The following is an 18,422-nucleotide window of genomic DNA, read 5'->3' on the forward strand; positions in this document are numbered from 1 at the left end:
CCTTACCAATTTGCCGTGCCGTGCACCTTGTGAGATGTGTCAGAGGTCGCCCATGATGCGGCCGGCGAAGCCGAATACGCGGCGGTTGCCGGCCAGGTCCACCAACTCCACGTCGCGGCTCTGGCCCGGCTCGAAGCGCACGGCGGTGCCGGCCGGAATGTTCAGGCGCATGCCGCGGCTGGCGGCGCGGTCAAAGGTGAGGGCGTCGTTGGTTTCGAAAAAATGGTAGTGCGAGCCCACCTGGATGGGCCGGTCGCCACTGTTGGCCACGCTCAGGCTGACGGTGCGGCGGCCGACGTTGAGTTCGATATCGCCGGGTTGGATCTGGTATTGGCCTGGAATCATGCGGCCCTCCTCAAAGTGTCTTGTAGAAAAACGCCGTGGCGGTGTATTCACCATCCGGCCGGCAGGCAAACCCGGGGATCTGCCCTGCGCGCTTGTAGCCCTGGGACAGGTAGAAGGCCTCGGCGGGCGAGCCGGCTTCGGTGTCCAGGTGCAGCAGGCCGCGCTTGTACTGGCGGGCGGCGACCTCCACCGCCTGCATCAATTGCTGCCCCATGCCGCGCCGCTGGGCGTCGGAGCGCACCATCAGCTTCTGCACCTCGGCCCGGTTGAGGCCATTGACGCGTTTGCAGAACACCAATTGCGCGCTGGCCATGACTTGTTCGTCACGTACCACCGCCCACAGCACCAGGTCGTTGATGGCGATGCGGTTTTTCACTTCGTCGAAATAGCTGTTGGCTTCATGGGCGTCCAGGTCGGCAAGAAAGCCGATGGAGGCGCCCTGCTTGACCGAATCCAACAGCAATTCGACCAGGCCCTGGCGGTAGTGAGCGAAGCTTTCAACGGTGACGCGGCGCAATTGGGCGGCATTCATGGCGGCTTACTCCACGGGAGTCGGGGAAGGTTCGGCGCCCGGGTTCAGGATCAGTTGCATGAAGGTCAGGTCCAGCCAGCGACCGAACTTGCTGCCCACCTGGGGCATCTGCCCCGTGATCGTGAAACCGAGTCGCTCGTGCAGACGGATGGACGCCGCGTTGCCACTCTCGATGGCGGCGACCATCACGTGTTTGTCACAGCCGCGTGCGCGTTCGACCAGGGCATTCATCAGCAGCGGCCCCAGGCCGTTGCCCCGTTGATCGGCGCGTACGTAGACCGAGTGTTCGACGGTCTGGCGAAAGCCCTGAAAAGGACGCCAGTCACCAAATGAAGCGTAGCCCAGCACGGCGTCATTGGCGTCGACCGCTACCAGGATAGGGTAGTGCTGGGCCTGCCGAGCGGCATACCAGGCCTGGCGGTTGCCCAGGTCCACGGGTTGTTCGTTCCAGATGGCGGTGGTGTTGAGCACCGCATCGTTGTAGATATCGCGGATGCCGGGCAGGTCGGCATGCAGGGCGTCACGTACGCGAAAAGTCATGGCGGGCCTCAGGCGATCGGTTGGTGGACGGTGACCAGCTTGGTGCCGTCGGGGAAGGTGGCTTCCACCTGGATCTCCGGGATCATTTCCGGGATACCTTCCATTACCTGTTCACGGTTGAGCAGGGTGGTGCCGTAGTGCATCAGCTGGGCGACGGTCTGGCCGTCGCGGGCGCCTTCCAGCAGCGCAGCCGAGATATAGGCCATGGCTTCCGGGTAGTTGAGCTTCACGCCACGCGCCAGGCGGCGCTCGGCGACCAGGCCGGCGGTGAAGATCAGCAGCTTGTCTTTTTCGCGGGGTGTCAGGTCCATGGTGTGTCCATTCGTGGGCAGTAACAAAACAGGTGGCTGAATGGCGACGGGGCGCGCATCAGGTGCTCCAGATTCTGGGAGGCAGGGCTTCTTTGCCCAGCACTTCGGGGCGTAACAGTTTCCACAGGCCGATCAGCCAGTCGCGGGCCTGCAGGCCTTCGTGGGCCAGGCAGCGGGCCACCAGCAGGCCTGGCAACTGGCTGAGGTCGCCGCGCACCTGGCCCTTGAAGGCCCGGCATCGTTCAAGCAGTTCAGGACTGACGTCGGCGCTCACCAGCAAGGTGGCGAATACGGTGTGCCCGTCCAGGCCCATGGGCGAGTCGAGCAGGCCGTCGTTGCCGGTGACCCGCTGGCGCTCGTGCCAGAGCAATTGGCCGTCGCGGCGTATGTCCAGGCGGCTCTGGAAATGTCCGCGCTCGAAACGCTCGTCGGCCGCGGGTCGGCCCAGGGCAACCACGTCCCAATAGAACAGCCGGGCGTCGCCTTCAAGGTCGATGCTGGTGGTCAGTTCGGCCTGGGCGGCGCTGTAGACGATGGTTTCCTGGGGCAGCCACTCCAGGGTCGCCCCCGGGCCCACGCGCAGGTTCAGGGTCTGGTAGGCGGGGCCAGCGGCGCGGTACCACTTGGCCGCGCCAGGGCTGGTCAACTGCGCCCAGGCGCCTGCGCCGACGCTGGCGCTGATGTTCAACCGGTCACCGCCGGCGATGCCCCCCGGGGGGTGGACGATGATGTGCTGGCACACCTGGGGGCCTTCGGCGTACAGGTGCTTCTGCACTCGCAACGGGCCCTGGTGGCGGCGCAGTGTGGGCCGCGTGGTGTCGCCGAAGCGGCCATAGCCCAGCTCGAGCTCGGCGTGCCAGCTCGGCGTGTACAGGGCGGTGGAGACGGGCAGGTTCATAGGCGCATTCGTTATTGGTTTGCGTGCAGATTAAATGGTTACCAGGCCGCGTACACCCTCGGCCTCCATATTTTTCCCGCGGCCCTGCTGCACAATTTCGCCGCGGGACATCACCAGGTACTGGTCGGCCAGCTCGGCGGCGAAGTCGTAGAACTGCTCCACCAGCAGAATCGCCATGTCGCCACGGGCCGCGAGCTTCTTGATCACCGCGCCGATTTCCTTGATCACCGAGGGCTGGATACCCTCGGTGGGTTCGTCGAGGATCAGCAGGCGCGGGCGGCTGGCCAGGGCACGGCCAATGGCCAATTGTTGTTGCTGGCCGCCGGACAGGTCGCCGCCGCGGCGGTGTTTCATCTGCAGCAGCACGGGAAACAGTTCATAGATGAACGCCGGTACTTGCTTGGCCTCGGCGGCGCTGAAGCGCGACAGGCCCATCAACAGGTTCTCTTCAACCGTTAGGCGCCCGAAGATCTCGCGGCCCTGGGGCACGTAGGCAATGCCAGCGTGCACCCGCTGGTGTGGCTTGAAACCGGTGATGGGCTTGCCTTCCCACTGCACGCTGCCTTCCTTGGACGGGATCAGGCCCATCAGGCACTTGAGCAGGGTGGTCTTGCCCACGCCGTTGCGGCCCAGCAGGCAGGTGACTTCGCCCACTTTCACGTCGAAGGACAGGCCGCGCAGGATGTGGCTGCCGCCGTAGTATTGGTGAAGCTTCTGGACTTCCAGCATGGTATTGCTCCAAATGTTCCCGTGGCCCCGGCCATGTCTGTAGAACCAAGCTGCGCCCAGTCCTACAGGCTCAGGTGGCCTCAACGACCCAGATAAACCTCGATCACCCTTTCATCGGCCTGCACCTGCTGCAACGATCCCTCGGCCAGCACGCTGCCCTGGTGCAGCACGGTCACGTAGTCGGCGATGGTGTCGACGAAGCCCATGTCGTGCTCCACCACCATCAGCGAATGCTTGCCGGCCAGGGTCTTGAACAGTTCGGCGGTGAACTCGGTCTCGGCGTCGGTCATGCCCGCCACCGGCTCGTCCAGCAGCAACAGTTGCGGGTCCTGCACCAGCAGCATGCCAATTTCCAGGAACTGCTTCTGGCCGTGGGACAGCAGTCCGGCCGGGCGGTGCACCGAGGCACTGAGCCGGATGGTTTCCAGCACCTCGTCGATGCGGTCTTTCTGTTCGCCATTGAGCCGCGCGCGAAGGCTGGCCCATACCGACTTGTCGGTTTTCTGCGCCAGTTCCAGGTTCTCGAACACGCTCAGGGCTTCGAACACCGTGGGCTTCTGAAATTTGCGGCCGATGCCGGCCTGGGCGATCTCGACTTCGCTCATGCGGGTCAGGTCCAGGGTCTCGCCGAACCAGGCCTTGCCGTGGCTGGGGCGGGTCTTGCCGGTGATGACATCCATCAGCGTGGTCTTGCCCGCACCGTTGGGGCCGATGATGCAGCGCAGCTCACCGACGCCGATGTACAGGTTCAGGCTGTTGAGGGCCTTGAAGCCGTCGAAACTGACGCTGATGTCTTCCAGCGTCAGGATCGTGCCGTGGCGGGCGCTGAGGCTGCCGTCCACGCGCTGGCCCAGGCCAATCGCGTCGCGGCTGGTGCCGGCATCACGGTTGGGCTCGAGGATGGGTTCGAGCATCAGTTCCGGGGTGGGGGTGGTCTTCATTGTTCGCCCCTTTTCTTGATCAGGCCGATGACGCCCTTGGGCAGGTACAGGGTGACGATGATGAACAGCGCGCCCAGGAAGAACAGCCAGTATTCGGGGAAGGCCACGGTGAACCAGCTCTTCATGCCGTTCACCAGCCCGGCGCCCAGCAACGGGCCGATCAGCGTGCCGCGCCCGCCCAGGGCCACCCACACGGCGGCCTCGATGGAGTTGGTGGGCGACATCTCGCTGGGGTTGATGATGCCTACCTGGGGCACGTACAGGGCGCCCGCCAGGCCGCACAGCACGGCGCTGAGCACCCAGATGAACAGCTTGAAGCCGCGCGGGTCGTAGCCGCAGAACATCAAGCGGTTCTCGGCGTCGCGCAGGGCGGTCAGCACCCGGCCGAACTTGCTTTGCGCCAGGCGCCAGCCCAGCAGCAGGCTGCCCACCAGCAAGGCCACGGTGAGCAGGAACAGCACCGCGCGGGTGCCCTGGGAGGTGATATTGAAGCCCAGGATGCTGCGGAAGTTGGTAAAGCCGTTGTTGCCGCCAAAGCCGGTCTCGTTGCGGAAGAACAGCAGCATGCCGGCGAAGGTCAGGGCCTGGGTCATGATCGAGAAATACACGCCCTTGATCCGCGAGCGGAAGGCGAAGAAGCCGAACACCAGCGCCAGCAGTCCCGGCGCCAGCACCACCAGGCACAGGGCCCAGAGGAAGTGCTGAGTGCCGACCCAATACCAGGGCAGCTCGGTCCAGGACAGGAAGGTCATGAAGGGCGGCAGGCTATCACCGGCTGACTCGCGCATCAGGTACATGCCCATGGCGTAGCCACCCAGGGCGAAGAACAGGCCGTGGCCCAGGGACAATAGCCCGGCGTAGCCCCAGACCAGGTCCAGGGCCAGGGCGACGATGGCGTAGCAGAGGATCTTGCCCACCAGCGTCAGCGTGTAGGCCGAGACCTGCAGGCTGTTGCTTTCCGGCAGCAGGGACAGCAGCGCCAGGGCCACCAGCAGCGCCACGATCAGCGCGCCGATGGCAATGGTGGCCTTGGGACCGGCCTTTTGTGCAGCGGTTACCATCAGGGGCTGGTTCATCAGTCGATCACCCGTCCTTTCAATGCAAAGAGGCCCTGGGGACGTTTCTGGATAAACAGAATGATCAGCGCCAGGATGAGGATCTTGCCCAGTACGGCACCGATCTGTGGTTCCAGGATCTTGTTGGCGATGCCCAGCCCGAACGCCGCCGAGACGCTGCCGGCCAGTTGGCCGACGCCGCCCAGCACTACCACCAGGAATGAGTCGATGATGTAGCCCTGGCCCAGTTCCGGGCCGACGTTGCCGATCTGGCTCAGGGCCACGCCGCCCAGGCCCGCGATGCCCGAACCCAGGCCGAAGGCAAGCATGTCGATGCGCCCGGTGGGCACGCCGCAGCAGGCAGCCATGTTGCGGTTCTGGGTGACGGCGCGCACGTTCAGGCCCAGGCGGGTCTTGTTCAGCAGCAGCCAGGTCAGCACCACCACGAACAGCGCGAAGGCAATGATGACGATGCGGTTGAAGGGCAACACCAGGTTAGGCAGTACTTGAATACCGCCGCTCAGCCATTCGGGGTTGGCCACTTCCACGTTCTGGGCGCCGAAGATCAGCCGCACGGCCTGGATCAGGATCAGGCTGATGCCCCAGGTGGCCAGCAGGGTTTCCAGCGGGCGGCCATACAGGTGGCGAATGATGGTGCGCTCCAGCGCCATGCCGATGCAGGCGGTGACGAAGAACGCCACCGGCAGGGCCACCAGCGGGTAGAACTCGATGGCACCGGGGGCCAGGCGCTGGAACAGGATCTGCACGGCGTACGTGGAGTAGGCGCCGATCATCAGCATCTCGCCGTGGGCCATGTTGATCACCCCCAGCAGGCCGAAGGTGATGGCCAAGCCCAGGGCGGCCAGCAGCAGGATCGAGCCCAGGGACATGCCGCTGAAGGCCTGGCCCAGCAGGTCGCCGATCATCAGCTTGCGCTTGACCTGCACCAGGCTGGTTTCCGCCGCAGTGCGCACGCCAGGGTCTTTTTCCACGTCCGGTTGCAGCAGGTTTTCCAGGCGCGTACGGGCCATGGGCTCGCCGGTGTCGCCCAGCAGGCGTACGGCGGCCAGGCGCACGGCCGGGTCGGGGTCTACCAGTTGCAGGTTGGCCAAGGCCAGGCTCAGGGCGGTCTTGATGCCGCTGTCCTGTTCGCCGGCCACCACATGGTCCAGCAGTTTCAGCTGGCTGGGTTGGGCGCTTTTCTGCAGTTGCTGGGCGGCAGCCAGGCGCACGGGCTTGTCGTTGCTCAACAGTTGCTGGCTGGCCAGGGCGTTATCCACCAGGCCACGCAGGCGGTTGTTCAGGCGCACCTTGCGCAGGTTGGCGTCAGTGGGGGCGTCAGGCTTGTCGATGACGGCATGCTTGTCAGCGTCCATCGACACCCGGCCGTCCTGCAGGGCCAGCAGCAGCTCTAGGCGCTCGGGAATGGGCTCGGCGGCCCAGGTTTCCAGTAATTGGGCCTGCTGCGCGGAAGTGCCGGCGACGAAGTCGTCAGCGTCGCTGGCGTAGGCGGCCAGGGGTAGCAGCAGGATGAGGGATAGCAGAAGGCGATAGAGGGACATGGCAGCGTCCTGAAAAGCGGAAAACGGGTTGGCTCCACGCGCGACCCCTGTGGGACCGGGCGAAGCTCGGGAAGAACGCACCGCGGTGTGTCTTTAACACTGCGGTGGCCTTTTCCCGAGCTTCGCCCGGTCCCACAAGGGTGAGAGCGAGCTGAGGCGTAGAGGCCGTGCTTAGTTGCTCTTCACCGCATAGTCAGGCTTCTTGTCGTTGCCTGGGATGAACGGGCTCCAGGGTTCGGCGCGGATCGGTTCCTTGGTCTGCCACACCACGTTGAACTGGCCGTCGTCCTGGATCTCGCCGATCATCACCGGCTTGTGCAGGTGGTGGTTGGTCTTGTCCATGGTCAGGGTGAACCCCGACGGCGCGGCGAAGGTCTGGCCGCCCATGGCGTCGCGCACTTTGTCCACATCGGTGGACTTGGCCTTCTCGGCTGCCTGGGCCCACATGTGGATGCCCACGTAAGTGGCTTCCATCGGGTCGTTGGTCACCGCCTTGTCGGCACCCGGCAGGTTGTGGGCTTTGGCGTAGGCTTTCCAGTCGGCGACGAACTTGGTGTTGACCGGGTTATCCACCGACTCGAAGTAGTTCCAGGCGGCCAGGTTGCCTACCAGCGGCTTGGTATCGATGCCACGCAGTTCTTCCTCGCCCACCGAGAAGGCCACCACCGGCACGTCGGTGGCTTTCAGGCCCTGGTTGGCCAGTTCCTTGTAGAAGGGCACGTTGGAATCGCCGTTGACGGTGGAGATAACGGCCGTCTTGCCGCCGGCGGAGAACTTCTTGATGTTGGCAACGATGGTCTGGTAGTCGGCGTGGCCGAACGGGGTGTAGACCTCTTCGATGTCGCTGTCCTTCACACCCTTGGAGTGCAGGAAGGCGCGCAGAATCTTGTTGGTGGTGCGCGGGTACACGTAGTCGGTGCCCAGCAGGAAGAAGCGCTTGGCGCTGCCGCCGTCTTCGCTCATCAGGTATTCCACCGCCGGGATGGCCTGCTGGTTCGGCGCGGCGCCGGTATAGAAAACGTTGGGCGACATTTCTTCGCCTTCATATTGGACCGGGTAGAACAGCAGGCCGTTGAGTTCCTCGAACACCGGCAGTACCGACTTGCGCGATACCGAGGTCCAGCAGCCGAACACCACCGCCACTTTGTCCTGGGTCAGCAACTGGCGGGCCTTCTCGGCGAACAGCGGCCAGTTGGACGCTGGGTCCACCACCACGGGCTCCAGCTTCTTGCCATTGACCCCGCCTTTGGCGTTGATCTCGTCGATGGTCATCAAGGCCACGTCTTTCAACGAGGTCTCGGAGATTGCCATGGTGCCCGACAGCGAATGCAGAATACCGACCTTGATGGTCTCGGCGGCCTGGATAGTCCAGCTCATGCCCATGGCGGCAATGGATGCCGTGAGGGTAAACGCCTTGATCAAGCTACGACGCTTCATGGTGCAATCTCCATTGGTTAAGTATTTTTAGTGGGGCAGATGGCGACTTCCATTGGGGTAATTGCAAGGGGTGTGCCGAAGTGGTGCAAGGCCGTGGGATGGCGCTATCAGGGGTGTAAAGGTCGCTTGGCCGCACCGGGCTGGTGCGCGTTTGGCGGGGTGGTGCGGCTGGGTGGACGTTGCTGGTGCATTGCTAGCGGTGCTGCTAGGTCTGCGCCAAGGCGGACCAGGCGATTGCCTGGACATACCTCGCCCAGGAAAAGCGCGGCACGGACGGCGCTCGATTCAAGGGCAATATTAGAAGAAATTTTTTTGGACAAAAAGAGCGGCGCGATCAGCACGCCGCCCAATAGCGTCAGAAGCTCAGATCCACCTTCGTCCATAAGGTACGGCCGGTTTCGTTCACGGCCTGGGGGTCGCTGGCCGGGTAGCCGAAGCCGGCGTTGCCCGCCAGGTTCAGGTGCTCCGAATAGTTTTTGTCGAGCAGGTTGTCGACGCCGGCGCTCACCTTCAGGTGCTTGTTGATGCGGTAGGCGCCGTTAAGCGAGAACACACCGAAGCCCGGACTCTTTTCATAATCCTTGCCCACCACGTTGCCCGCGCCGATGTCCACGCGGTTCTGTGCGGCCACCACGCGCCACAACGCGCCGGCACTCCAGTCTTGCTGGCTGTAGGTCAGGCCCAGGCGTGACTCCAGTGGCGGCATCTGCGCCAGGGCCTTGCCGTCACTGGTGTTCTTGCCCCAGGCGTAGGCCAGGGTGGCGTCGGCTTTCCAATGTTCGGTGAGCATGTAGGCCGCACCCAGTTCGCCACCCATGATGTGCGCGTCGACGTTGCGGGCCTGGGAGTTGCTGGCGGTGTAGTCGAACAGGATGAAGTCGCGCACCTGGCCAACGTAGCCCGAGGCCCAGGCTTCTACGTGCTCGGTCTTGTACTGGATGCCGACATCCAGCTGGGTTGTTTTTTCCGGTTTCAGGTCGTGGAAGGCGTTGACGGCTCCCGGGCCTGAGGTGGGCGAGAACAGCTCCCAGTAATCGGGAAAGCGCTGCACATGGCCCAGGCCGATGTAGGTGGTGGCCGGCACTGCCGCCAGGTCATGCTCGTAGCGCAGGAAACCGCTGGGCAGGGTCTGCACGCGGGTGTCGTCGGCGGTGGGATTGGCGCTGGCACTCATGCCTGAACCGAGGGTCTGGCGGTAATCCCTGGCCTGGGCACGGTCCACGCGAGCGCCGCCGATGACCCGGTCGTTGCCCGTGGCATACCAGGTCAGTTCGCTGAACACACCCAAGTCCTGCATCTCGGCGTCCTTGCTGCGGGGCACGTGCTTGTAGGCGTCCACGCCCATGGCGCTGCGCTTGCGGTGCTCGCTGACCTGGGCGTCGAGGCCGCTGAGCAGTTGCCAGTCGGCCCATTTCCAGGTGGCCTTGATGCGTGCGCCCAGGGTGCGCCGGTCGGGGTTGCTGGCCATCGGGCCGGCCATCATGCCGGTGCCGGACGGGGTGCGCAGGGTGTAGTTGTCCATCACGTGGTCGGCGTAGTTGTAGTAGACCTGGGCCTCTACCTTGTCGAGTACCTCGCCCAGGTTACTCTTCTCCAAGCGCATTCCCAGGCTTTCGCGCTTGAACTGGGTGCCGTCCATGCCGCGCCCGGCGTAGCGGGATTCGCCGTCGCCCTTGCCGGCCGTGAGTTCCAGCAGGGTGTCGGCGTCGGGCGTCCAGCCCAGGGCGACATCGCCGTTCCATTTGTCCCAGCGCGACGGCACGGCATCGCCGTTGCCATCCTTGTAATCATCGGACTGCGAGGTGTTGCCGACAAAGCGGGCGTAGCCGTCGGCGTTGCCCACGGCGGCATCCACCACCTTGTCGAAGCGGCCGTTGGAACCGGCCAGCAGGCTGGCATTGAAGCGGCTGCCCAGCTCGCCGGAGTGCTCGGGTTCACGCTCGAACAGGATGGTGCCAGCCGACGCACCAGGCCCCCACTGCACGGTTTGCGGGCCCTTTATCACGGTGAGGCGGTCGAAGGTTTCCGGGGCGATGTAGGACGTAGGCGCGTCCATGCGGTTGGGGCAGGCGCCCAGCACGTTGCCGCCGTTGGTAAGGATGTTCAGCCGCGAGCCGAACATGCCGCGCAGCACCGGGTCGCCGTTGGTGCCGCCGCTGCGGATGGCGGAGAAACCGGGAATGGTCTTCAGGTAGTCGGCACCGTCACTGGCCGGCACGGGCTGGCGTGGGTCCTTGGGGTTGGTGACGATGGTCAGCGGTGAGCTGGGCGCTACGGCAGTGATGACGGTAGGGCTCAGTTCGGTGGCATCGACAGGTTCGGCAGCGATGACAACCGGGCTCAACAGGGTGCCGCACAGCGCGGCAGCGGTGCGCTTGCGCGACAGCAGAAAGGCAGGGGTAGACCTGGACATGAATGTTCCAACTTCAATCAGTCAAACAGGCACGGGCACGCGCCCACTGCTACGAATCGCAGCGTGGCGGGGCATGGCGTGAAGGTTGGCTAGAGGAAGCGGGTAGCGGGTGGGGCGCGGGTCAGCGCGCCGGGGAAGATGGCCTGGCGTGCATGGCCCTGGCGAGTCGACGGCACCCACCCCGCGACGGCGGCGGGCTTGGCCGGCGGCAGGTGTTCGGGGGTGGTGGGCAGCGCCGGGGTATGGAAGAACAGGCTGCAGTAGCCGCACTTTTCCCACAGGGGGTGCAGCGCCGGGTCGCCGTGGTGGTTGCCCATGTCCATGCCTGGCATGTCCATGGGCATTTCCATGGCCATGCCGCGCTCGTGCTCCATCGGCATCGCCTGGGACACAAGCGGGCCGATGAAGATCATCAGCATGGCGAACAGGCTCAGCCAGGTCGCCCGCGGCGGGCGAGCGGCAGGTGGCCTGTGGTGGGCGCGGCGGCTCATGGATTAGGGCGTAGCCGTGGGTGCCTGCTTGAGGACCACTACCTGCACGTTGATGTCACCGGCCTGCTTGAAGTGCAGCGTCAGCGGGAAGTGGCCGCCGTCCTGCAGTTGGCTGCGGTCCTTGAGGTCCAGCAGCATCAGGTGGTAACCCATGGGCTGGAAGGTGGCCTGTTCACCGGGGCCGATGTTGACGGCTTCCACGTGGGCCATGGTCATCATGCCGTCGCTGTTCATGTGCTGGTGGATCTCGACGCTGCCGGCGATGGGGCTGTCGGCGCCCAGCAGGCGGTCGGCGGCGTTGCCGTCGTTGCGGATACTCAGGTAGGCCGCGACGGTCGGCGCGTTGGGTGGCAGTTCCTGAGACCAGGGTTGCAATACCTGAATATCCTGGGCCTGGGCCACGAGGGCGGGGGCGAGCAAGGTCAACGCTAACAGCACTTTCTTGAGCATGGTGTACGTCCATGAGCAGCGTGTGGGATGACGGCGGGGGAATTATCCATGATAGGCACGTGTTGCGCAGCACCAGAATGGTGCCCGGACATATCCGGTAATCAGGGGGCGGCGACCATTGCCATGTGCGCGCTATCCGGTCGCGTTCGCGCCAGTGGGCGGGAAACGCTCACCGCCTCGCGGTGCTCTGCAGGGCCTGCAGCAGCGCCCCTGGACTATGGAACTCGAGGTCCACCGCCGGCAACAATGGGCGCTTGAGGACCAGTACCGGAATACCGCGCTCGCGCGCTACCTCCAGCTTTGGCTCGGTGGCCGCGCTACCGCTGTTCTTGCTGATCAGTACGTCGATGCATTGGCGCTGAAACAGTGTGCGCTCATCTTCCAGGGTGAAGGGACCACGGGCTCCGATCACTTCGCAGCGCTCATTGCCCGGGCAGCTTTCCAGGGCACGTAGCGTCCAGAACTGCTCGGGCGGAATATCACCGAGGTGTTGCAATGGCTCGCGGCCCAGGGTGAACAGTGGGCGCTTGAACGGCGCCAATGCCCGGATCAGCGCGGGCCAGCCCTCGAATTCGCGCCAGTCATCACCGGGCTGGGGCTGCCACGCCGGGCGGCGCAGGGCCCAGCAGGCAACCGCGGCCAAGCGTGCGGCGGCCACGGCATTGGCGCTGATCTGGGCGGCATAGGGGTGGGTGGCATCGATCAGCAGGGTGATGCCTTCGGCCTTCATGAAGGCGGCCAGACCTGCGGCGCCGCCATAGCCGCCCACCCGCACGGTGCAGCGCAGGTCTGTGGGCACCCGGCCTACACCGGCAAGGCTGTAGATGTGTTCCGGCCCCAGCGTGCGGGCAATGGCGAGCGCCTCGGTGACGCCGCCCAGCAGCAGGATGCGCTTCATGGGCTGACGTCCAGTGGCTTCACCAGCTCCAGCAAGGTAATGGGTAGCGCCTGGCGCCAGGTATCAAAGGCGCCCAGTGGCTGAGCCTGGGCGACATGGATGCGGGTAAGCTCGCCGCCATGCTGTTCGCGCCAGTGGGCCAGGGCCATTTCGCTCTGCAAGGTCACGGCGTTGGCCACCAGGCGGCCCCCGGGCTTGAGCTGCCGCCAGCAGGTGTCGAACACGCCGTCGCGGGTGACGCCGCCGCCGATGAATATCGCATCGGGACGTTCCAGGCTTTCCAGCGCCTGGGGCGCACGGCCGCGTATCAGCTGAAGGCCGGGAACGCCCAGGGCATCACGGTTGTGCTCGATCAATCGTTGGCGGCCCTCGTCCGATTCGATGGCCAGGGTGCGACAACTGGGATGCGCGCGCATCCATTCAATGCCGATGGAGCCGCTGCCGGCACCTACGTCCCATAGCAGCTCGCCGGGCTGTGGCGCCAGGCGGGCGAGGGTGATGGCACGCACGTCGCGCTTGGTGATCTGGCCGTCATGGCTGAACGCGCTGTCGGGCAGGCCGGCCAGGCGCGACAGGCGTGGGGCGTGCAGGTCAGCGCGGCAGTCGATGGCCAGCACGTTGAGATCGGCCACGGGCGGTTCAGGCCAGGTGGCGGCGGTGCCGTCCCGGCGCTGCTCCTGCGGGCCACCCAGATGTTCGAGTACGGTCATGAGGCTAGCGCCGTAACCGCGCTCGCGAAGCAGGTGCGCGATGGCTGCCGGGCTATGGCCATCGTTGCTCAGCACTAGCAGGCGCACGCCATTGGCCAACTGCGCGTTGAGCGCGGCGACAGGGCGCGCCACCACCGACAGGGTCACGACATCCTGCAACGGCCAGCCCAGCCGAGCCGCCGCCAGCGACAACGAAGAGGGGGCGGGGTGAATCAGCAACTCGGCTTGTGGCACCTGGCGCGCCAGGCTGGCGCCCACGCCGAACAGCATCGGGTCGCCGCTGGCGAGCACGCACACGGGCTCGCCGCGCACGGCCAGCACGGGCTCAAGGGAGAAGGGGCTGGGCCACGCGACCTGTGTGGCACGGATGCAATGGGGCAGCAACGCCAGTTGGCGCGGGCTGCCGAAAATGCGGGTGGCATGGAGCAGCGCATGGCGGGCAGTCTTGCCAAGGCCGGGATAGCCGTCCTCACCAATGCCTACGATTGTCAGCCAAGGTGACATGAATCTTCCTCATAACCAGCGATTCCGACGGGCAGGCTTTTCATGCCTTCGGACAAAGCAGGCATAATACCGCGCCTTCTACACTGACAACGCCTTTTCACGATTGCCGGACGCCCCCTTGAGCCCAACCCAACCGCCTGCTTCGATCCGCCCCTCGGCCTGCCCGGGGTTGCTGCGCGTCGTCCAGGCGCTGGATGGCGGCATCTGCCGCATCAAGCTGGCAGGCGGGGTGTTGAGCGCCGGGCAGGCCCGCGCCGTGGCCCACGCCGCTGAGCACTACGCTGGCGGCGTCATCGAGGCCACCAACCGCGCCAACCTGCAGATTCGTGGTATTGGCGGTTCGCACCCGGCCATGCTCGAAGGGTTGCTGGCGGCCGGCCTGGGCCCGCGCAACAGCGGTGGCGACGATGTGCGCAATGTGATGCTCAGCCCCAGTGCCGGCATCGACCCCAGGATGCGTTTCGATACCCGGCCATTGGCTGCCCAGATACTGCACAGCCTGGAAAGCCGCGCGCGGTTGCATGAACTGTCGGCCAAGTTCGCGGTGCTGCTCGATGGCGGGGAAGCGCTGGCCATGCACGAGCACGCCCATGATGTATGGCTGGCCCCGGTCACTGTGGGCGGGCAGATGTGGCTGGGCTTCGGCCTGGCCGGTTGCCCCGGTACGGCGCTGGCGGCGGTGGCACCGCCGCAGGGCCATGCATTGGTGATCGCTGTACTGGAGCGCTTTCTCGATGTCGCTCGCCCGGAGCAGACGCGCATGCGCCATGTGCTGGAAAGCATGAGCCCGCAGGATTTCATCGCGCCGTTGCCGTGCGACCTGCGCCTTGGGCCCTTCCCGGTCCAGGCCGCGGCCAGCGACTGCCTGGGTACTTACCCACAGCGGCAGGCGGGCCAGGTATTCGTCGGCGCGGCGCCGCCGCTGGGGCGCCTTGACCCTGGCATGCTGCGGGGCCTGGCACGCCTGGCTGAACACTTCGGTGACGGCACCTTGCGCCTGACGCCGTGGCAAAGCGTGCTGCTGCCCTTCGTCGATGCAGGGGATGCCGCGACGCTGACCCTGGAACTGGCGGCCCTGGGCCTGTTGTGCAGCAGCACCGAACCGCTGGCCGGGCTTATCGCCTGTACCGGCAGCGCCGGCTGCAAGAAGGGCCTGGCCGATACCAAGGCCGATGCCCGCGTGCTGGCCTCCCTTCTGCCTGCGCCGCAGGCCGTGCACTTGTGCGGCTGCCCCCGATCCTGTGCCGCTGCCCATGTGGCGCCGGCCACCTTGCTGGCCACCTCGGCTGGCCATTACGACCTGTATCTGCGTGACGCCGGGCAACCGGGTTTCGGTGCCCTGCGCGCGCGCAATCTAGACCTGCAAGCGGCCAGCGAACTGCTGGCCCGCCTGCCCACGGAGCAACACCGATGATTGATTACATCCGCGACGGTCAGGAGATCTATCGCAACTCCTTCGCCATCATTCGCGCGGAGGCGGACCTGAGCGGCATTCCCGCAGACCTGGAAAAACTCGCCGTGCGAGTCATCCACGCCTGCGGCCTGGTGGACGTGGTGCAACACCTGCGGTTCTCCCCCGGCGCCGGCAAGGCCGGCCGTGAGGCCTTGGCCAAGGGCGCACCGATTCTGTGTGACGCGCGCATGGTGTCCGAAGGCATCACCCGCGCGCGCCTGCCGGCCAACAACGAAGTGATCTGTACCCTGCGCGATGACAGCGTGCCGGAGCTGGCCCGCGAGTTGGGCAATACCCGTTCAGCAGTGGCCCTGGAACTGTGGCGACCGCACCTGGAAGGCGCGGTGGTGGTGATCGGCAACGCCCCCACGGCGCTGTTCTACCTGCTGGAAATGATCGACGCCGGCGCACCGAAGCCAGCACTGATACTGGGCTTCCCGGTGGGTTTTGTCGGCGCGGCGGAATCCAAGGCGATGCTGGCAGCTGACAGCCGTGGCATTCCCTTCGTGATCGTCGAAGGCCGTCGCGGCGGTAGCGCCATGGCGTGCGCCGCGGTCAACGCCCTGGCCACGGAGGTCGAATGATGCAGGCTCGCGGACGTTTGCTCGGCCTGGGCGTGGGGCCCGGCGACCCGGAACTGATCACCGTCAAGGCCCTGCGCCTGCTGCGCGAGGCGCCGGTGGTGGCCTATTTCGTGGCCAAGGGCAAGAAAGGCAACGCCTTCGGCATCATCGAGGGTCACTTGCAACAAGCGCAGACATTGTTGCCGCTGGTGTACCCGGTGACCACCGAGGTACTGCCCGCGCCGCTGTCTTACGAGCAGGTGATCAGCGACTTCTACGACACCGCCAGCCTGGACGTGGCCGCCCACCTGGACGCCGGCCGCGATGTAGCGGTGATCTGCGAAGGCGACCCGATGTTCTACGGTTCCTACATGTACCTGCATGACCGCCTGGCCGAGCGTTACGAAGCCCAGGTGATCCCCGGCGTCTGCTCGATGCTCGGTGGCGCCTCGGTGCTGGGCGCACCGCTGGTGTACCGCAACCAGAGCCTGTCGGTACTGTCCGGCGTGCTGCCGCCCGAGGAACTCAAGCGCCGCCTGGCCGATGCCGACGCGGCCGTGGTGATGAAGCTGGGCCGCAACTTCCCCAAGGTTCACGCGGTACTGACCGAGCTGGGCCTGGCCGAGCGTGCGCTGTACGTGGAGCGCGCGACCATGAGTAACCAGAAGATCGTGCCGATCAATGAGGTGGACCCCACTTCGTCACCGTACTTCTCCCTGATTATCGTGCCTGGCGAACGGTGGCAAGGATGATCAATACCCATGCACCGGCCATTGTCGTGCTCGGCAATGGCAGCCTGGCCACGGCCAGACGCATCCAGCAGATGTACCCCGACGCCTTGATCCATGGCCTCGCCGACCGGGTCGAGGGCGCCGACCGGACTTATGCGGATTTTGGCGCCAACCTGCGCCAGCTGTACCAGCAGGACGTGCCGATCATTGCCCTGTGCGCCGCAGGCATCGTCATCCGTAGCCTGGCCAGCGTGCTGCTGGACAAAGGCGCCGAGCCGCCCGTGCTGGCGGTGGCCGAGGACGGTAGCGCCGTGGTGCCGCTGCTGGGCGGCCTGGGTGGGGTGAATGTGATGGCCCGGCAGCTGGGCGCTGGCCTGGGGGTGGCGGCCGCCATCACCACCAGCGGCGAGTTGCGTTTCGGCACCTGCCTGCTGAACCCGCCAAGCGGCTATGCCCTGGCCGATCTGGAGCTGGGCAAGCGGTTTGTCAGCGACCTGCTGGCCGGTGAGCCCGTGCGCATCGAGGGTGACGCCCCCTGGCTGTCCCAGGCGCGGCTGCAGGAGGACGAACACGCGCAGTTGGCCATTCACGTGGGCTGCGCCGCGCGGGTTCCGTCCGCCAGCGAGCTGCTGATCTACCCCAAAAATGTATTGGTAGCCGTGGACGCCGAGTTGCCGGACATCGCTGCCAGCGTGCGCGATGCCCTCGAGCAGGCCAGGATCGCCCTGCCAGCGCTGGCCTGCCTGTTGGCCAGCGACAACCAGATGGCCAGCGCAGCGCTGCGTGACGCCGCTGATGAATTGGGCGTAGCGCTGCGCTTCGCCCCCCCATCCGCCACCATCAGCAGTTTGGCCGAACAGGCGGTGCCGCAATTGCTACCGGCGTTGAGCGTCAACGACAAGCTGGCCATCGCCGTGGCCAAGCAGCCATTGGACGTCTCGCGGATCGGCCGTGTACGCGGCCGGTTGGCGGTGATCGGCTTGGGGCCTGGGGCCGCCGAATTCATGGTGCCGGCCGTGAAGGCGGAGCTGGCGCGGGCCAACGATATTCTGGGTTACGAGACCTACGTGCGCATGGCGGGCCCGTTCCGCCCGGACCAGGTGATGCACTGCACCGACAACCGTGAAGAGATGCAGCGCGCCCGCCACGCCTTCGAGTTGGCGGCGCAGGGTCGCTCGGTGGTAGTGGTGTCCTCGGGCGACCCAGGGGTGTTTGCCATGGCTGCCGCGGTGCTGGAAGCGTTGCACGAATCCAGCGAAGCCACCTGGCACAACGTGGAACTGGCGATACTGCCAGGCGTTTCGGCCTCCCTGGCCACCGCCGCCCAGGCGGGCGCGCCGCTGGGGCATGACTTCTGCGTGATGTCGCTGTCAGACAACCTCAAGCCGTGGGACATCATAGAAAAACGCCTCGACCTGGCTTGCCAGGCAGACCTGGCACTGGCCTTCTATAACCCCATATCCCGTTCACGCCCGTGGCAATTGGGGCGTGCGCTGGAGATCGTGCGTCAGCACCGTTTGCCTGAGACCCCCGTGGTATTGGGGCGTGATATCGGCCGGCCGGGCCAGACGCTGCGCAACATCACCCTCGGTGACTTGACCCCGGAGCTGGTGGACATGCGCACCATGGTACTGGTCGGTTCTTCGACCACCTGTGCCTTCCCGCGAGCCGAAGGTGGCAGCTGGGTCTACACCCCTCGCTGGTACGGTCAAAAGCCCTGAACGCTGGCGTGACAGGCGGCGGATGGACCCGCCTCCTGCCGGCCGTGCCCTGAGCGGACGTTCCTCCTGATATTGGCTCCGGGATCCAACGTAAAGTCTTGGCAAGCCCCCACTCCGAGGGCGCTTTCGACAGGGAGT

Annotated in this window: 18 protein-coding genes and 1 pseudogene; 4 read left to right on the top strand and 15 right to left on the bottom strand. The window is 65.6% G+C overall.

From position 1 onward, the window contains the following. Positions 1 to 39 precede the first annotated feature (39 nt). The 15 genes from HWQ56_RS03030 to cbiE all read right to left on the bottom strand — a co-directional run bounded on the left by HWQ56_RS03030 (position 40) and on the right by cbiE (position 13,816). On the bottom strand, positions 40 to 345 hold the full coding sequence (locus tag HWQ56_RS03030) for an urease subunit beta (protein WP_158155848.1): 306 nt from the start codon (positions 343 to 345) through the stop codon (positions 40 to 42). Between the two features lie 10 nt (positions 346 to 355). Beyond that, positions 356 to 877: a GNAT family N-acetyltransferase gene (locus tag HWQ56_RS03035; protein ID WP_158155850.1), complete on the bottom strand. Its 522-nt coding sequence runs from the start codon at positions 875 to 877 to the stop codon at positions 356 to 358. A 6-nt stretch (positions 878 to 883) separates the two neighbouring features. Next, on the bottom strand, positions 884 to 1,417 hold the full coding sequence (locus HWQ56_RS03040) for a GNAT family N-acetyltransferase (RefSeq protein ID WP_158155852.1): 534 nt from the start codon (positions 1,415 to 1,417) through the stop codon (positions 884 to 886). Between the two features lie 8 nt (positions 1,418 to 1,425). Further along, positions 1,426 to 1,728: an urease subunit gamma gene (locus HWQ56_RS03045; protein ID WP_158155854.1), complete on the bottom strand. Its 303-nt coding sequence runs from the start codon at positions 1,726 to 1,728 to the stop codon at positions 1,426 to 1,428. A 58-nt stretch (positions 1,729 to 1,786) separates the two neighbouring features. Continuing rightward, entirely contained in the window at positions 1,787 to 2,626 is an 840-nt protein-coding gene (locus tag HWQ56_RS03050; protein WP_158155856.1) for an urease accessory protein UreD, read from the bottom strand. Between the two features lie 30 nt (positions 2,627 to 2,656). Continuing rightward, positions 2,657 to 3,355 carry an urea ABC transporter ATP-binding subunit UrtE gene (gene urtE / locus HWQ56_RS03055; RefSeq protein WP_176569749.1) on the bottom strand — a complete coding sequence of 233 codons (699 nt, stop codon included), beginning with the start codon at positions 3,353 to 3,355 and terminating at the stop codon, positions 2,657 to 2,659. A gap of 80 nt (positions 3,356 to 3,435) precedes the next feature. After that, positions 3,436 to 4,296 (bottom strand): urea ABC transporter ATP-binding protein UrtD, encoded by an 861-nt coding sequence (gene urtD / locus HWQ56_RS03060; protein ID WP_158155860.1) that lies wholly within the window; start codon positions 4,294 to 4,296, stop codon positions 3,436 to 3,438. Beyond that, a complete protein-coding gene (gene urtC, locus HWQ56_RS03065; RefSeq protein ID WP_158155862.1) occupies positions 4,293 to 5,372 on the bottom strand; it encodes an urea ABC transporter permease subunit UrtC in 1,080 nt (359 codons plus the stop codon). The genes urtD and urtC overlap by 4 nt, the downstream gene beginning before the upstream one ends. Continuing rightward, complete coding sequence (gene urtB, locus HWQ56_RS03070; RefSeq protein ID WP_176569750.1) at positions 5,372 to 6,913, bottom strand: urea ABC transporter permease subunit UrtB; 1,542 nt, start codon at positions 6,911 to 6,913, stop codon at positions 5,372 to 5,374. The genes urtC and urtB overlap by 1 nt, the downstream gene beginning before the upstream one ends. Before the next feature lie 171 nt (positions 6,914 to 7,084). Beyond that, a complete protein-coding gene (gene urtA / locus HWQ56_RS03075) occupies positions 7,085 to 8,350 on the bottom strand; it encodes an urea ABC transporter substrate-binding protein (RefSeq protein ID WP_158155866.1) in 1,266 nt (421 codons plus the stop codon). A 355-nt stretch (positions 8,351 to 8,705) separates the two neighbouring features. Further along, on the bottom strand, positions 8,706 to 10,763 hold the full coding sequence (locus tag HWQ56_RS03080) for a TonB-dependent copper receptor (RefSeq protein WP_176569751.1): 2,058 nt from the start codon (positions 10,761 to 10,763) through the stop codon (positions 8,706 to 8,708). A gap of 89 nt (positions 10,764 to 10,852) precedes the next feature. Next, entirely contained in the window at positions 10,853 to 11,254 is a 402-nt protein-coding gene (locus HWQ56_RS03085; protein WP_176569752.1) for a DUF2946 domain-containing protein, read from the bottom strand. 3 nt (positions 11,255 to 11,257) lie between these two features. After that, complete coding sequence (locus HWQ56_RS03090) at positions 11,258 to 11,704, bottom strand: copper chaperone PCu(A)C (RefSeq protein ID WP_176569753.1); 447 nt, start codon at positions 11,702 to 11,704, stop codon at positions 11,258 to 11,260. A gap of 169 nt (positions 11,705 to 11,873) precedes the next feature. Then, positions 11,874 to 12,602, bottom strand: coding sequence for a cobalt-precorrin-6A reductase (locus HWQ56_RS03095; protein ID WP_176569754.1), 729 nt, complete (start codon positions 12,600 to 12,602; stop codon positions 11,874 to 11,876). Beyond that, a complete protein-coding gene (gene cbiE / locus HWQ56_RS03100) occupies positions 12,599 to 13,816 on the bottom strand; it encodes a precorrin-6y C5,15-methyltransferase (decarboxylating) subunit CbiE (RefSeq protein ID WP_176569755.1) in 1,218 nt (405 codons plus the stop codon). The genes HWQ56_RS03095 and cbiE overlap by 4 nt, the downstream gene beginning before the upstream one ends. A 42-nt stretch (positions 13,817 to 13,858) precedes the next feature. Between cbiE and cobG the strand changes: the two are divergent. From cobG to cobJ, 4 genes and pseudogenes are all read left to right on the top strand, one after another. After that, positions 13,859 to 15,234, top strand: a pseudogene (gene cobG / locus HWQ56_RS03105) (precorrin-3B synthase). Next, positions 15,227 to 15,853 (top strand): precorrin-8X methylmutase, encoded by a 627-nt coding sequence (locus HWQ56_RS03110; protein WP_158154181.1) that lies wholly within the window; start codon positions 15,227 to 15,229, stop codon positions 15,851 to 15,853. The pseudogene cobG and the gene HWQ56_RS03110 overlap by 8 nt, the downstream one beginning before the upstream one ends. Then, the gene (locus HWQ56_RS03115) at positions 15,850 to 16,584 is read left to right on the top strand and encodes a precorrin-2 C(20)-methyltransferase (RefSeq protein WP_425331931.1); all 735 of its coding nucleotides are present in this window, start codon (positions 15,850 to 15,852) and stop codon (positions 16,582 to 16,584) included. The genes HWQ56_RS03110 and HWQ56_RS03115 overlap by 4 nt, the downstream gene beginning before the upstream one ends. Continuing rightward, on the top strand, positions 16,581 to 18,284 hold the full coding sequence (gene cobJ, locus HWQ56_RS03120; RefSeq protein ID WP_425331932.1) for a precorrin-3B C(17)-methyltransferase: 1,704 nt from the start codon (positions 16,581 to 16,583) through the stop codon (positions 18,282 to 18,284). The genes HWQ56_RS03115 and cobJ overlap by 4 nt, the downstream gene beginning before the upstream one ends. The last annotated feature ends 138 nt before the right edge of the window (positions 18,285 to 18,422 follow it).

The sequence above is a fragment of the Pseudomonas eucalypticola genome (genome assembly GCF_013374995.1).
Taxonomy (GTDB): Bacteria; Pseudomonadota; Gammaproteobacteria; order Pseudomonadales; family Pseudomonadaceae; genus Aquipseudomonas; species Aquipseudomonas eucalypticola.

Excerpts from the sequence above, each read along its gene's own strand:
- HWQ56_RS03030 (WP_158155848.1), bottom strand. The coding sequence starts at position 345 with ATGATTCCAGGCCAATACCAGATCCAACCCGGCGATATCGAACTCAAC.
- HWQ56_RS03035 (WP_158155850.1), bottom strand. The coding sequence starts at position 877 with ATGAATGCCGCCCAATTGCGCCGCGTCACCGTTGAAAGCTTCGCTCAC.
- HWQ56_RS03040 (WP_158155852.1), bottom strand. The coding sequence starts at position 1,417 with ATGACTTTTCGCGTACGTGACGCCCTGCATGCCGACCTGCCCGGCATC.
- HWQ56_RS03045 (WP_158155854.1), bottom strand. The coding sequence starts at position 1,728 with ATGGACCTGACACCCCGCGAAAAAGACAAGCTGCTGATCTTCACCGCC.
- HWQ56_RS03050 (WP_158155856.1), bottom strand. The coding sequence starts at position 2,626 with ATGAACCTGCCCGTCTCCACCGCCCTGTACACGCCGAGCTGGCACGCC.
- urtE (WP_176569749.1), bottom strand. The coding sequence starts at position 3,355 with ATGCTGGAAGTCCAGAAGCTTCACCAATACTACGGCGGCAGCCACATC.
- urtD (WP_158155860.1), bottom strand. The coding sequence starts at position 4,296 with ATGAAGACCACCCCCACCCCGGAACTGATGCTCGAACCCATCCTCGAG.
- urtC (WP_158155862.1), bottom strand. The coding sequence starts at position 5,372 with ATGAACCAGCCCCTGATGGTAACCGCTGCACAAAAGGCCGGTCCCAAG.
- urtB (WP_176569750.1), bottom strand. The coding sequence starts at position 6,913 with ATGTCCCTCTATCGCCTTCTGCTATCCCTCATCCTGCTGCTACCCCTG.
- urtA (WP_158155866.1), bottom strand. The coding sequence starts at position 8,350 with ATGAAGCGTCGTAGCTTGATCAAGGCGTTTACCCTCACGGCATCCATT.
- HWQ56_RS03080 (WP_176569751.1), bottom strand. The coding sequence starts at position 10,763 with ATGTCCAGGTCTACCCCTGCCTTTCTGCTGTCGCGCAAGCGCACCGCT.
- HWQ56_RS03085 (WP_176569752.1), bottom strand. The coding sequence starts at position 11,254 with ATGAGCCGCCGCGCCCACCACAGGCCACCTGCCGCTCGCCCGCCGCGG.
- HWQ56_RS03090 (WP_176569753.1), bottom strand. The coding sequence starts at position 11,704 with ATGCTCAAGAAAGTGCTGTTAGCGTTGACCTTGCTCGCCCCCGCCCTC.
- HWQ56_RS03095 (WP_176569754.1), bottom strand. The coding sequence starts at position 12,602 with ATGAAGCGCATCCTGCTGCTGGGCGGCGTCACCGAGGCGCTCGCCATT.
- cbiE (WP_176569755.1), bottom strand. The coding sequence starts at position 13,816 with ATGTCACCTTGGCTGACAATCGTAGGCATTGGTGAGGACGGCTATCCC.
- HWQ56_RS03110 (WP_158154181.1), top strand. The coding sequence starts at position 15,227 with ATGATTGATTACATCCGCGACGGTCAGGAGATCTATCGCAACTCCTTC.
- HWQ56_RS03115 (WP_425331931.1), top strand. The coding sequence starts at position 15,850 with ATGATGCAGGCTCGCGGACGTTTGCTCGGCCTGGGCGTGGGGCCCGGC.
- cobJ (WP_425331932.1), top strand. The coding sequence starts at position 16,581 with ATGATCAATACCCATGCACCGGCCATTGTCGTGCTCGGCAATGGCAGC.